The organism is Pseudomonas sp. BO3-4 (assembly GCF_034044115.1).
Classification (GTDB): Bacteria; Pseudomonadota; Gammaproteobacteria; order Pseudomonadales; family Pseudomonadaceae; genus Aquipseudomonas; species Aquipseudomonas alloputida.
In genome coordinates this window covers 3,927,330-3,940,353 of the sequence record NZ_CP139018.1, presented here as the reverse complement: position 1 = coordinate 3,940,353, position 13,024 = coordinate 3,927,330, and the positions used below count along the sequence as shown (strand labels likewise).

14 protein-coding genes are annotated in these 13,024 nt (G+C 61.4%); 9 read left to right on the top strand and 5 right to left on the bottom strand.

Annotated elements, in window-relative coordinates:
- Nucleotides 1-37: 37 nt before the first annotated feature.
- A complete protein-coding gene (cynS, locus tag REH59_RS18235; protein WP_003250631.1) occupies nucleotides 38-478 on the bottom strand; it encodes a cyanase in 441 nt (146 codons plus the stop codon).
- A 200-nt stretch (nucleotides 479-678) separates the two neighbouring features.
- Between cynS and REH59_RS18230 the strand changes: the two genes are divergently transcribed.
- Entirely contained in the window at nucleotides 679-2,553 is a 1,875-nt protein-coding gene (locus REH59_RS18230) for a sigma 54-interacting transcriptional regulator (RefSeq protein WP_014860896.1), read from the top strand.
- A 123-nt stretch (nucleotides 2,554-2,676) separates the two neighbouring features.
- Here the strand turns inward: REH59_RS18230 and REH59_RS18225 are convergent, their stop codons facing one another.
- Entirely contained in the window at nucleotides 2,677-3,765 is a 1,089-nt protein-coding gene (locus REH59_RS18225) for an asparaginase (protein ID WP_003250634.1), read from the bottom strand.
- A gap of 367 nt (nucleotides 3,766-4,132) precedes the next feature.
- Here REH59_RS18225 and REH59_RS18220 point away from each other — a divergent pair, with 367 nt between their 5' ends.
- The 7 genes from REH59_RS18220 to REH59_RS18190 all read left to right on the top strand — a co-directional run bounded on the left by REH59_RS18220 (nucleotide 4,133) and on the right by REH59_RS18190 (nucleotide 11,070).
- Complete coding sequence (locus tag REH59_RS18220; RefSeq protein ID WP_014860895.1) at nucleotides 4,133-5,092, top strand: sugar ABC transporter substrate-binding protein; 960 nt, start codon at nucleotides 4,133-4,135, stop codon at nucleotides 5,090-5,092.
- Nucleotides 5,093-5,112: 20 nt separating this feature from the next.
- On the top strand, nucleotides 5,113-6,666 hold the full coding sequence (locus REH59_RS18215) for a sugar ABC transporter ATP-binding protein (protein ID WP_265536507.1): 1,554 nt from the start codon (nucleotides 5,113-5,115) through the stop codon (nucleotides 6,664-6,666).
- The gene (locus REH59_RS18210) at nucleotides 6,663-7,658 is read left to right on the top strand and encodes an ABC transporter permease (protein WP_003250639.1); all 996 of its coding nucleotides are present in this window, start codon (nucleotides 6,663-6,665) and stop codon (nucleotides 7,656-7,658) included. The genes REH59_RS18215 and REH59_RS18210 overlap by 4 nt, the downstream gene beginning before the upstream one ends.
- A 4-nt stretch (nucleotides 7,659-7,662) precedes the next feature.
- On the top strand, nucleotides 7,663-8,685 hold the full coding sequence (locus tag REH59_RS18205; protein WP_014860892.1) for a LacI family DNA-binding transcriptional regulator: 1,023 nt from the start codon (nucleotides 7,663-7,665) through the stop codon (nucleotides 8,683-8,685).
- Nucleotides 8,686-8,700: 15 nt separating this feature from the next.
- A complete protein-coding gene (gene rbsK, locus REH59_RS18200) occupies nucleotides 8,701-9,609 on the top strand; it encodes a ribokinase (protein WP_003250643.1) in 909 nt (302 codons plus the stop codon).
- Nucleotides 9,606-10,004 (top strand): D-ribose pyranase, encoded by a 399-nt coding sequence (gene rbsD / locus REH59_RS18195; RefSeq protein ID WP_003250646.1) that lies wholly within the window; start codon nucleotides 9,606-9,608, stop codon nucleotides 10,002-10,004. Before rbsK ends, rbsD begins: the two co-directional genes overlap by 4 nt.
- Before the next feature lie 64 nt (nucleotides 10,005-10,068).
- Nucleotides 10,069-11,070 carry a nucleoside hydrolase gene (locus tag REH59_RS18190; protein WP_128573744.1) on the top strand — a complete coding sequence of 334 codons (1,002 nt, stop codon included), beginning with the start codon at nucleotides 10,069-10,071 and terminating at the stop codon, nucleotides 11,068-11,070.
- Here REH59_RS18190 and REH59_RS18185 read toward each other — a convergent pair.
- Nucleotides 11,042-11,254, bottom strand: coding sequence for a hypothetical protein (locus REH59_RS18185; protein WP_003250649.1), 213 nt, complete (start codon nucleotides 11,252-11,254; stop codon nucleotides 11,042-11,044). The genes REH59_RS18190 and REH59_RS18185 overlap by 29 nt on opposite strands.
- Before the next feature lie 274 nt (nucleotides 11,255-11,528).
- Here REH59_RS18185 and REH59_RS18180 point away from each other — a divergent pair, with 274 nt between their 5' ends.
- Nucleotides 11,529-11,840, top strand: coding sequence for an I78 family peptidase inhibitor (locus REH59_RS18180; RefSeq protein ID WP_003250651.1), 312 nt, complete (start codon nucleotides 11,529-11,531; stop codon nucleotides 11,838-11,840).
- Nucleotides 11,841-12,041: 201 nt separating this feature from the next.
- Here the strand turns inward: REH59_RS18180 and REH59_RS18175 are convergent, their stop codons facing one another.
- Nucleotides 12,042-12,254, bottom strand: a complete 213-nt coding sequence (locus REH59_RS18175) for a cold-shock protein (RefSeq protein ID WP_003250656.1) — start codon at nucleotides 12,252-12,254, stop codon at nucleotides 12,042-12,044.
- 162 nt (nucleotides 12,255-12,416) lie between these two features.
- The gene (locus REH59_RS18170) at nucleotides 12,417-12,722 is read right to left on the bottom strand and encodes a hypothetical protein (RefSeq protein WP_003250658.1); all 306 of its coding nucleotides are present in this window, start codon (nucleotides 12,720-12,722) and stop codon (nucleotides 12,417-12,419) included.
- Nucleotides 12,723-13,024 lie beyond the last annotated feature (302 nt).

The window sequence follows — 13,024 nt, the reverse complement described above, 5'->3', positions numbered from 1 at the left end:
GCGGCACCCTTGGAGGGGTGCCGAGGGTTGGATGGGTTTACCAGGAACGGTACGGCAAGAACTTGCCATTGAGGGTCAACAGAACCCGGTCGCCTTTGGGATCTTCGATTCGCTCGACATGCATGGAAAAGTCGATGGCACTCATGATGCCGTCGCCAAATTTTTCCTGGATCACGTCTTTCAGGGTCGGGCCATAGACGCCCACGACTTCATACAGTCGATAGATCAGCGGGTCTTGAGGGATGGACTTGTCCCAGCCCTTGACTGGGAAAGCGGTTAAGGTGGCGGCGACTTGATCATCCAGCTCCAATACCTCGCAAAGATGCGTTGCCACTTCCAGCGGCGCGCTGTTCATGCCGTAGCAGACCGATGCAAGCCATACCGGGGCCTTGCCCACTGCGTTGGCAAGATCATCCCAGCTCAGGCCCTTGCGTGCTTTCGCGGCCATGATCAGGTGATGCATTTCAAGTTTGTCCATTATTTCTGCTCCCGCAGTTGGGTTTAAGGTGAACACACCCATAGCGAGAGATGTGCCAATCTCCATTATTTTTTAACTATCTGATTTTATTAGTTTATTTTTTATTGATAGCGAATTGGATTGACGAAATTTCGTGAATTACGAACTCTCGTAATATTGTTTACGAAATTTCGTGAAAATCGGCTGAAGGATATGCATCTGTGACAGACGCCGTCGCCCTCGGAGTCGCTGCCGACTCCGCCGTTGCCATGCTGTTAATCCACCCGGTAGATGATCGGGTACTGCAAGCCAACAACGCCGCGCTTGATTTACTGGGCTGCGCCGCAAATGAGCTGCCCGGTCATGCCTTTAGCCATTTTCTGCGAGGGGGAATCGCACTGTGGGTGAGCTTTACGGATGAGGTGCTGACTCAAGGCGAAGCGTGGTCGGACGACCTGCTGCTGGTGGATCTGCAACTGCGGCAAATAGCGGTGGAGGTTTCGGCTAGCGCGGTTGAGGGCGGGAAAATTGTACTGGCGGTGCAGCGGCGGGACCTTCTGGAGCAGCGCCGTAACCGTGCAGAGGCGCGCCGCCAACACCGTTTGGGTCACGTGGGATGGGAGCGGATCAGCCAGGTGTTCGAGCGCATCCAGCAGCAAAACCGGCTGATTCTTGGTGCAGTTGGCGAGGGCATCTATGGGCTCGATACCCGGGGCCAGACCACGTTCATCAACCCCGCCGCCGAGCGTATTTTGGGGTGGAGTGCCGTCGACATGATTGGCCAGGATGCCCACCATTTGTTCCATCACAGCCATAGCGACGGACGTGCGTTCGAGGTCAATCAGTGCCCCATCCATGCTTCGTTCAGCGATGGACAAGTTCATCGCGTGGATAACGAGGTGTTCTGGCACAAGAGCGGCGAAGCAATCGCCGTCGAGTACACCAGCACTCCAATCTTCGAGATGGGAAGGCTGGTGGGGGCGGTGGTGCTTTTTCGGGACATCCGCGAACGACAGCGCACTGAAGCGCGCCTGCGCGATGCGCTGAGTGAAGTAGAGCAGTTGAAGGCTCGGCTGGAGATGGAAAACCAATACCTGCAGGAGGAAATCAACGCCCACGGCAATCACCACGAGATCGTCGGCGAAAGCCCAGCGGTAAAGCATCTGTTACAGCAGATCGACCTGGTCGCAGCTACCGACGCCAACGTATTGGTCACCGGCGAGTCAGGCACGGGCAAAGAGCTTGTGGCTCGCGCTATTCATGCCAGCAGCCCCCGGCGCGACCGCCCTCTGATTCGGGTCAATTGCGCCGCGGTACCCCGTGAATTGTTCGAGAGCGAGTTCTTCGGCCACCTCAAAGGGGCCTTCACCGGAGCGGTCAGCAACCGAGTGGGTCGCTTTGAGTTGGCAGACGGCGGAACCTTGTTTCTCGATGAGGTGGGAGAGATTCCGCTGGAGTTACAAAGCAAGTTGCTCCGTGTTCTACAGGACCGCCAGTTTGAGCCTGTAGGCGACAATCGCACCAGGGCCGTTGATGTGCGAGTTATCGCCGCAACGAACCGTGACCTGCGCGATATGGTCGCCCGAGGGGCGTTCCGGGAAGATTTATACTTCCGCTTGAATGTGTTCCCTATACGCTCGGTGCCCTTGCGGGAGCGACTTGAGGACATTCCGTTGCTCGCCAGCCATTTTCTTGAAAGGGCTAGCCTGGCGTTTAACAAGCCGGGCATTCGCATGTCGCTGACCCAAGTCGCGGTGCTTCAGCAGTACGCCTGGCCAGGCAACATCCGCGAGCTTCAAAATGTGATTGAGCGACAGACCATCGTCTCCCGAGACGGTCGCGTGAGCTTTCATGAGGTTCTGGCGCCAAACGGCCCGTCCAGTGGCCCAGTATCTTCAATTGCACAATGCCAGCCTGAGCCGACTGCCGACAAAGACTGGGAGCGGCAGATGAAGCTGAATGCGATCTCTGTGCTCAAACGAACAGCAGGGAAAGTCTCCGGCGAGGGTGGTGCTGCGCAATTGCTGGGGTTGAAGCCCACAACCTTGGCGTCTCGACTCAAGAAGTGGGGCGTTGATCCGAGAGATTACAAATAGAGCCGCTTGCGCAAGCCAGAGAAGAAACCCGCTGATGCGAGCCCCAGTTGAGTGGCGGCGGGGCGGGTTGATCTGGAAAGGAAGAATGGCCGGTGATGTGGGGCACCGGCCATGGGGGGTTGATCAGTACTCCCAGAAGATGCGTTGCAGCTCTTTGCTGTCCTGGGTCTTGGTCATTGCCACCATCGCCAGGATCCGCGCTTTTTGCGGGTTCAGGTCGTGAGCCACGACCCAGTCGTTCTTGTCATCCGGCTGTTCGGCGTTACGCAGTACGAAACCACCCTGGTTGACATGCGACGAGCGGATGATCTGCACGCCGTTCTTGCGCAGTTCTTGCAGCGCCGGGACTACCCGCGACGATACCGAACCGTTGCCGGTACCGGCATGGATCAGCGCCTTGGCACCGTTCTGTGCCAGCGCCTTGTAGGCGGTGTCGGTGACGTTGCCATAGCCATAGGCAATGTCCACCTGCGGCAGGCTGCTGATCTGCTTGATGTCGAACTCGGAATTGACCGTATGGCGCTTGGCCGGCAGGCGGAACCAGTACGATTTGCCTTCCACCACCATGCCCATCGGGCCCCAGGCGCTCTTGAAGGCTTCGGTCTTGATGTTGACCGCCTTGCTTACATCGCGGCCGGACTGGATCTCGTCGTTCATGGTCACCAGCACGCCCTTGCCACGCGACTGCTTGTCGCTGGCTACGGCCACGGCGTTGTACAGGTTGAGCATGCCGTCGGCGGACATGGCGGTACCCGGACGCATCGAGCCGACCACCACGATTGGCTTGTCGGTCTTCTCTACCAGGTTGAGGAAGTAGGCGGTTTCTTCGAGGGTGTCGGTGCCGTGGGTGATGACGATGCCGTCCACGTCCTTGCTTTCGGCCAGCTCGGCGACGCGCTTGCCCAGCTTCAGCAGGTCGTCATTGCTGATGCTCTCGGAGGCGATCTGCATCACTTGCTCGCCACGTACGTTGGCGATGTCGGCCAGTTCTGGCACGCCAGCGATGAGCTTGTCGACGCCCAGCTTGGCAGCCTGGTAAGTGGCGCTGTTGGCAGCGCTGGCGCCGGCGCCGGCAATGGTGCCGCCGGTGGCGAGGATGACCACGTTGGCCAGCTTCTGTTGGGTTTCGGCTTCTTTGGCCGAGGCGCTGGATGGCAGGATCAGCAGCAGGGCGAGTGCGCTGGGGGCGAAGGTTTTGAGTGCGGCATTCATCGTTATTGTTCTCGCTTCCTAGTGAGATAGTTATTGAGTCGCGCAGGGCTATAGGCATTTTTCGTACCAAGGCACCACGCGTTGCCTGGGTTAGAGTGGCTGTGCTTTGCAATGGGCTGTGTAGCAGCCCCGACAATGTGTGGTGTTGCACCGAACCGCGCCTGCCAAAGGCAGCATTGCATTCGTAATTCCGAACAAATAAAGGAAAAGGTGTTCGGTTTTTCGGAAAAGACTGCATAATCGGCCCCGGCAGCACTTTGGCCTCCGAAAGCCAAACGGATTTGACAAACAACGGTCCTGTTACCATAGTTGGTCAACGCAAACGTTTGCGATCCGATAAAAAACACAAGATTCGGAGTCATCGTTCATGAAGCTGCCGTTCCCCGGTCGTCTGCTGGCCCTCGCTGTCATTTCCTCGCTTAGCCTCGCCTTGCCATTGTCTGCCGCCCACGCTGAAGACAAGCCCAAGGTCGCCCTTGTCATGAAGTCGCTGGCCAACGAGTTCTTCCGCACCATGGAAGACGGCGCCAAGGACTACCAGAAAACCCACGCCGACGAGTTCGACCTGATCGCCAACGGCATCAAGAACGAGACCGACACTGGCGAGCAGATCCGCATCGTCGAGCAGATGGTCAATGCCGGCGCCAAGGCGCTGGTGATTGCCCCGGCTGACTCGAAAGCACTTGTGTCGGCGGTCAAGAAGGCCATGGACCAGGGCGTGGTGGTGATCAACATCGACAACCGTCTGGACCCTGATCTGCTCAAGAGCAAAGGCATCAGCGTTCCCTTCGTCGGCCCCGACAACCGCAAGGGCGCGCGCCTGGTTGGCGATTACCTGGCCAGCCATAAGCTCAAGGCCGGCGACCAGGTGGGCATTATCGAAGGCGTGCCGACCACCACCAATGCCCAGCAGCGCACCGCCGGCTTCAAGGACGCCATGGACGCCGCGCAGATGAACATCGTCTCGGTACAAAGCGGCAATTGGGAGATCGACAAAGGCAATGCCGTCGCCGCCTCCATGCTCAACGAATACCCCGACCTGAAGGCCTTGCTGGCCGGCAACGACAGCATGGCACTGGGCGCTGTGTCCGCCGTGCGTGCCGCTGGCAAGGCCGGCCAGGTGCAAGTGGTGGGCTACGACAACATCAAAGCCATCAAGCCAATGCTTGCCGATGGACGCGTGCTTGCCACCCTCGACCAGGCCGCCAGCCAACAGGCGGTGTATGGCATTCAGGCGGCGCTGAAAATGGTCAAGGGCGAAAAGCCTGATGTGGATGCCGACAACGTCATCCAGACCCCGGTCGAACTCATCACCAAGAAGCCCTGATGCTGCCAGGAGAATCGGCCATGCCTGCATCGGCCAATGAAGTGGTGCTTGCCGCCAGCGGCCTGGGCAAGACCTACGCCCAGCCCGTGCTCGGCGAGGTCAGCCTGAGCCTGCGCGCCGGTGAAGTGCTGGCCCTGACCGGCGAGAACGGCGCGGGCAAGAGTACGTTGTCCAAGCTTATCAGCGGCCTGGAGGTGCCCACCACCGGGCACATGACCTACCGTGGCCAGGCCTACGCGCCCGGCAGCCGCAGCGAGGCCGAACGCCTTGGTGTGCGCATGGTCATGCAGGAGCTGAACCTGCTGCCGACGCTGACCGTGGCGGAAAACCTGTTTCTCGACAACCTGCCCAGCCGTTTCGGCTGGATCAGCCACAAGCGCCTGCGCCAGCTGGCAACGGCCGCCATGGCTCGGGTCGGGCTCGACGCCATCGACCCGGACACCCCAGTCGGCGAACTGGGCATCGGCCATCAGCAAATGGTCGAGATTGCCCGCAACCTGATCGGTGACTGCCATGTGCTGATCCTGGACGAGCCCACTGCCATGCTCACTGCGCGCGAGGTGGCGTTGCTGTTCACCCAGATCGAGCGCCTGCGCGCCCGCGGCGTGGCCATCGTCTATATCTCGCATCGCCTGGAAGAGTTGCAGCGCGTGGCCCAACGCATCGTTGTACTGCGCGATGGCAAGCTGGTGTGCGACGAGCCGATCCAGCGCTACAGCAGCGCCGAACTGGTCAACCTGATGGTCGGCCGCGAGCTGGGCGAGCATATCGACCTGGGCCGACGGCAGTTGGGTGCACCGCTGCTCAAGGTCGACAAGTTGTGCCGCGGCGACAAGGTGCGTGAGGTGTCGTTCGAAGTCAGGGCAGGGGAGATTTTTGGCATTTCCGGCCTGATCGGCGCCGGCCGTACCGAGCTGTTGCGCCTGATCTATGGTGCCGATCGCGCCGACAGCGGCGGTATCGCGCTCGGCCAACCGCCGCAGGCGGTAAACATCGACTCACCCAAGGCTGCAGTGCGGGCCGGTATCGCGCTGATAACCGAAGACCGCAAAGGCGAGGGCCTGCTGTTGACGCAGTCGATCAGCGCCAACATTGCATTGGGCAACCTGGGCGCGGTATCGCGGGCCGGCGTGCTCGATGGCGAAGCGGAAAAAGCCTTGGCCGAACGCCAGATCCAGGCCATGCGCATTCGCAGTGCCGGCGCGCAGCAGGTGGTGGGTGAGCTGTCTGGCGGTAACCAGCAAAAAGTGGTGATCGGCCGCTGGCTGGAGCGCGATTGCCAGGTGCTGCTGTTCGACGAACCCACGCGTGGCATCGATGTGGGCGCCAAGTTCGACATTTATGGCCTGCTGGCCGAGCTGGCGCGCCAAGGCAAGGCCTTGGTGGTGGTGTCCAGTGACCTGCGAGAACTGATGCTGATTTGCGACCGCATCGGCGTGCTGTCCGCCGGCCGCCTGATCGACACCTTCGCGCGTGATCATTGGAGCCAGGACCAGTTGCTTGCCGCCGCCTTCGCCGGTTATCAGAAACGTGACGCGCTGCTGCATGATGCAGCCCCCAGGATGGATGCATGAAAACCACCCCGCTCAACAACCAGGAAGCCGCCCCCGTGCGCCGCAGCGGTACCTACTTTGGCCTGGGCACCTACCTGGGCCTGGCTGGCGCCTTGCTGGCGATGATCGTGCTGTTCTCGTTCCTCAGCAGCCACTTCTGGTCGTATGGCACCTTCAGCACGCTGGCCAACCAGATCCCGGACCTGATGGTGCTGGCGGTGGGCATGACCTTCGTGTTGATCATCGGCGGCATCGACCTGTCGGTGGGCTCGGTGCTGGCGCTGGCCGCCTCGACGGTGAGCGTGGCGATACTCGGCTGGGGCTGGGGCGTGCTGCCCTCGGCGCTGCTGGGCATGGCCGTGGCCGCATTGGCCGGCAGCATTACCGGTGGCGTCACCGTGGCCTGGCGCATCCCGTCGTTCATCGTCTCGCTTGGTGTGCTGGAGATGGCCCGTGGCCTGGCCTACCAGTTCACCGACTCGCGCACCGCCTATATCGGCGACGCCTATGCCTGGTTCTCCAACCCGGTCGCCTTTGGTGTTTCGCCAGCGTTTATCATCGCCTTGTTGGTGATCGTGCTCGCCCAGTTGGTACTGACGCGCACGGTGTTCGGCCGTTACCTGATCGGTATCGGCACCAACGAAGAGGCCGTGCGCCTGGCCGGTATCGATCCGCGCCCTTACAAAGTGCTGGTGTTCGCCCTGATGGGCCTGCTCGCCGGCCTGGCCGCACTGTTCCAGATCTCGCGGCTGGAAGCCGCCGACCCCAACGCCGGGTCTGGCCTGGAGTTGCAGGTCATTGCCGCCGTCGTGATCGGCGGTACCAGCCTGATGGGCGGGCGTGGCTCGGTCATCAGCACCTTCTTTGGCGTACTGATCATTTCCGTATTGGCCGCCGGGCTGGCGCAGATCGGCGCCAGCGAGCCGACCAAACGCATTATCACCGGGGCGGTGATCGTCATCGCCGTTGTGCTCGACACTTACCGTAGCCGGCGCGCAGGCCGGCGGAACTGACACCATGGCAACCATCAAAGACGTCGCGGCACTGGCGGGTATTTCCTACACCACCGTGTCCCATGTACTCAACAAGACCCGTCCGGTCAGCGAACAGGTGCGGCTGAAGGTGGAAGCCGCCATTGTCGAACTGGATTACGTGCCCAGTGCGGTAGCGCGCTCGCTGAAGGCGCGCAGCACGGCCACCATCGGCCTGTTGGTGCCCAACAGCGTCAACCCTTACTTCGCCGAGCTGGCGCGGGGTATCGAAGACGCCTGCGAGCGCAACGGCTATTGCGTGATCCTGTGCAACTCCGACGACAACCCGCAGAAGCAGCGCAGCTACCTGCGCGTGCTGCTGGAAAAACGCATCGACGGCCTGGTAGTGGCCTCGGTGGGCCAGGACGACGACCTGCTGCAAAGCCTGGCCGGTGTGCGCACGCCAATGGTCATCGTCGACCGTGAGCTGGAAGGCGTCGATGCCGACCTGGTGCGCATTGACCACGAGCAGGGGGCGTACCTGGCCACCCGGCACCTGCTGGAGCTGGGCCATCGCGACGTCGCCTATATCGGCGGCCCCGCCGAAACCGGTGTTACCCAGCTGCGCCTGAGCGGCTTCCGCCGTGCCATGGCCGAAGCCGGTGCGCCTGTGCTGGGCAGCCGTGTACTGCACTGCGACTTCACCAGCCCGGGTGGCCATGCAGCGGCGGCGCAGGTGCTGGAAGGCAAGCGGCCCTCGGCGATTTTTGCCGGCAACGACATGATCGGCTTTGGTGTGCTGCGCGCTGCCGCCGAACGCAATATCAGCGTACCCGGCGAGCTGTCGGTGATCGGCTTCGACGACATCGAACTGAGCCGCTATGTGTACCCACCACTGACCACCGTGGGCCAGTCGATCCGCGAGCTGGGCGAGAGCGCTGCCTCGTTGCTGCTGACGCGTATCGCTACGCCCCGGCAAGGCGCGGCGGAGCAGCGTATCGTCGCCCCGCGTATCGTCTTGCGTGAATCCACCGGGCCGCGCCCGGACCTGTTCAATGAATACCGCTAACGCTAAGGAAACGTCATGAATGCCAAGGTTGTGGTGGTCGGCAGCCTCAACATGGACCTGGTGGTCCGCGCCCAGCGCCTGCCACGGGCCGGCGAAACACTCCCCGGCGATAGCTTTTTCACGGTGCCGGGCGGCAAGGGTGCCAACCAGGCGGTGGCGGTAGCGCGGCTGGGGGGCAGCGTGGCGATGATCGGCAATGTGGGGGATGATGATTACGGTCGGCAACTGCACCGGGCCTTGTATGTCGAGGGTATCGACTGTCAGGGTGTCAGCACCTGCCCGGGCACGTCCAGCGGTGTGGCGCTGATCACGGTGGATGCTGCCAGCCAGAACTGTATTGTCATCATTCCCGGCGCCAACGGCCTGCTGACGCCGCAGTCGGTGCTGCGTTTCGATGCACTGCTGCAGGCCGCCGAGGTGGTCATCTGCCAGCTGGAAGTGCCCACTGACACTGTGGCGTGCACACTGGCCAGGGCGCGTGAGCTGGGCAAGCAGGTCATCCTGAATCCAGCACCCGCTACCGGCCCCTTGCCAGCGGACTGGTTTGCGCATATCGATTACCTTACCCCTAACGAAAGCGAGGCCGAAGCCTTGACCGGTGTGGCGGTGACCGACCAGGACAGTGCCCGGCGCGCAGGTGAGCGCTTGCTGCAGCTGGGGGCAGGCAAAGTGATCATCACCTTGGGTGCGCAAGGTGCCTTGCTGGTTACTGCCCAAGGCCATCAGCACTATCCGGCGCCGCGCGTGCAACCGCTGGACACCACCGCTGCCGGCGATACCTTCATTGGTGGCTTTGCTGCCGCCCTGGTGCGTGGGCTGAAGGAGGGCGAGGCGATCGCCTTTGGCCAGCGTGCCGCGGCATTGTCGGTTACCCGTGCCGGTGCCCAACCGTCGATTCCCTACCTGGCGGAGCTGACGCCATGAAGAAAACCCCGCTGCTGAACGTTGCCCTGTCGCGAGTCATTGCCGGCATGGGGCATGGCGATATCCTGGTGATCGGCGATGCCGGGCTGCCGGTGCCGCCGGGTGTCGAGCTGATCGACCTGGCCATTACGCCTGGCCTGCCGGACTTCGCCAGTGTGCTGCGGGTGGTGCTGAGCGAATTGCAGGTTGAGCGGCACGTGCTGGCTGAAGAAATGCAGAAAGTGGTGCCACCTGCGCTGGTCGAAATCGAGCGACTGAAGGGCAAGCTGGGCAAGCGCGAATGGCTGACCCATGAGGATTTCAAAGTGCTGTCGCGCAGTGCCCGTGCGGTGGTGCGTACAGGCGAGTGCCAGCCCTACAGCAACATCGCCCTCATCTCCGGCGTCACCTTCTAGCCGCTTCCACAAAGGACGCCGGGCTGTGTAAACGCATGATTCATAGGCAACAGGAGTGCCATCCATGCTCAAGTCCCTGCTACAAGGAGTCGTCTTCATGGCCACAGCCTCCACCCTCCAGGCCGCACCCATCGACCTGATCATCGACACCGATCCCGGCGCGGACGACGTGGTCGCGCTGTTTCTGGCCATGGCTTCGCCCAACGAACTCAATATCCGCGCCATCACCACCGTGGCCGGCAACGTGCGCCTGGACAAGACCTCGCGCAATGCCCGCCTGGCCCGGGAATGGGCGGGGCGTGAAGACATCCCGGTGTACGCCGGTGCCGGCCGCCCATTGGTGCGCACGCCGATCTACGCCGCCGACGTTCATGGCGAAGAAGGCCTCACCGGTGTACCGGTGCACGAGCCGAAAGCGCCCCTGGCCCAGGGCAATGCCGTGCAATACCTGGTCGATACCCTCAGCGCAGCCAAACCGCACAGCATCACCGTCGCCATGCTCGGCCCGCAGACCAATCTGGCCCTGGCGCTGATCCAGCGCCCGAGCATCGTCAACGGCATCAAGGAGGTGGTGGTCATGGGGGGAGCCCATTTCAACGGCGGCAACATCACCCCGGTGGCGGAGTTCAACCTCTACGCCGACCCGCACGCCGCCGAAGTGGTGCTGGCCAGCGGCGTACAGCTGACCTACCTGCCGCTGGACGTCACGCACAAGCTGCTGACCAGTAACGCCCGCCTGAAGCAACTGGCAGCCGTGAACAACCAAGCCAGCAAGCGCGTGGTGGATATCCTCAATGCCTACATCACCCACGATATGGACGTGTATGGCATACCTGGCGGCCCTGTGCACGACGCCAGCGTCATCGCCTACCTGTTAAAGCCCGAGCTGTTCAGTGGCCGGCGTATCCACATGAGCATCGACAGCCGCGAAGGGGCCACTTTCGGCCAGACAGTTGCAGACTGGTACGGTGTGCTCAAGCGGCCGGCGAATGTGCTGTGGGTGGAGCAGGGTGATGCCCAGGGGCTGTTCGACCTGCTCAGTGCCCGTCTGGCGCGATTGGAATAGCCGCGTGTGGCGCGTAGCGCTCGAACACCTGGTCGATGAAGCTGCGTGCCGCCTCGGCACCGTTGTCGCGCACCAACAGGTCGATGGCGATCAACAGTAACTCTTCCGGTGTGCCAGGGCTGTACGCGCTCTGGCCCTCGGCCCATTTGACCTTGATATCGGCATCGATGCTGTGGGTGCTCATGAAAAGCTCTCGCTGGGGGCCCGGAACGAAGGGGGAACACCTGACCCTGGTGTTCGATGGAGGCGGGATGCGCTCCACTTCTTGCAGCAAATCATGGCTTTGCGCCGGTGACCGTGCGGGCTAAGCATATGGCAAATACAGCACGTTGTGCAAAATCCGGTCACGATTGCTTTTCGCCTCGCCGCTGCAGTTCAGGCAGACTTGACCGGTTTTGCAACAAATGATGAGCGGAGCTGTCGGATCAGACAGTTCCCGGACCGATTTAGGAGGCTTCATGTTCCGTACCCGTGCTTACCTGGCAACTCTGGCTGTGGCTGCTGTCCTGGCGGGTTGCAGCACTGGTGGCAATGCTGATGGTGGTGCCGCGCCAGCGGGCAACGATGGCCGCTGCGAAGCCAGTGGTGCCGACTTCGCCCTGGGCAAGCAGGCCAGCGCCGAATTGCTGGAGCAGGCACGCAAGGCCAGCGGCTCGCAGATGGCGCGCATTCTAAAGCCGCACGACGTGGTCACCCTGGAGTACCGCTCCGAGCGCTTGAACCTGAACGTGGACGAGCAGGGCAGGGTAACCCGCGTCAACTGCGGTTGATGCACGCGGGGGCAACTGCCTTGCGCAAAATGTGAAAAGCCTGCGCGGTCGCCTTGTAGGAGCGGGTTCACCCGCGAACACGGGCAAAGCCCGTGCCATTCACCCTACAGTCGGTTTCGCAGGCAATCCCGCCCCACTCAGATGATGCATCACCCATAAAAAAACCCGCCACAAGGGCGGGTTTTTTTACAGCTATCCGAATTACTCCGGACGAACCTGTGCAGCCTGCATGCCCTTCTGGCCGCGCTCGGCGACGAAGGAAACAGTCTGGCCTTCTTTCAGGCTCTTGAAGCCGTCAGATTCGATGGCTTTGAAGTGTACGAACAGGTCGTCGCCGCCGCCTGCTGGGGTGATGAAGCCGTAGCCTTTCTCATCATTGAACCATTTGACGGTGCCTTGTTGGCGATTGGACATGGGTGAATCTCCAGAACATTTAGTTTTTTCAGTGGTGCAATGCGGCCGAGGCTACGGAGCACGGGATACATCATAGTCTAATTCTGCGCATCTAGCGCCTTTTACCTTCGCAGGATATTGATCCAGCTCAAAGAATGGCTGGTCATCACCGGCTTTAAGGTTTCAGCTCTTCGGTGCGCAGGCCTGTCTCACCACCGACTGCGCCTTCTGCATCAGCTTGGCGTCAACGCCGTCCTTGCTGTCGAGGTCGGCAATCTCGGCGTCGGTGAAGTTCTTTTTGATGGCTTGCGCGCCACAGTCGCAGTGTTTTTTCGCGGTGGCAGCGTCAACGCCCTGGCCGCTGGCCACTTGCGTGCACTGGGTCATGTAGGCGGCCTCCTTCCCGGCTGGGAAGTTGCCGGCGTTCGCAGCCACGGGCAGCAGCAGGGCGCCAGCGGCCGCCAGGGCCAGAAGAGACGGAACTCGCATCACCAGTTACTCCTTGGGTTAAGGTCTCATCAAGAGTAGGTTGCTTCCCAAAGTCTGAGCGGTATTTTTCCGCGTTAGTTCACCGCTGCGGTGCAATTTCCAAATATTTCTGCCTGGGGTGCAACCCGCGTGCTAGCATGCTCGGCTTGCAGTCGCGCTGTTGCCGGCTGCAGCTATCTTTTTTCTTTCCAGTCACTCTGGTTCGTCCCTGACAAGCCGAAAGGCTTCTGCCACTGTGGGGCAGGCTTCCTTTTACCGGAAGGCAGGTCGGATCTTGTACTGGCTCATCCCAACCCACGTGA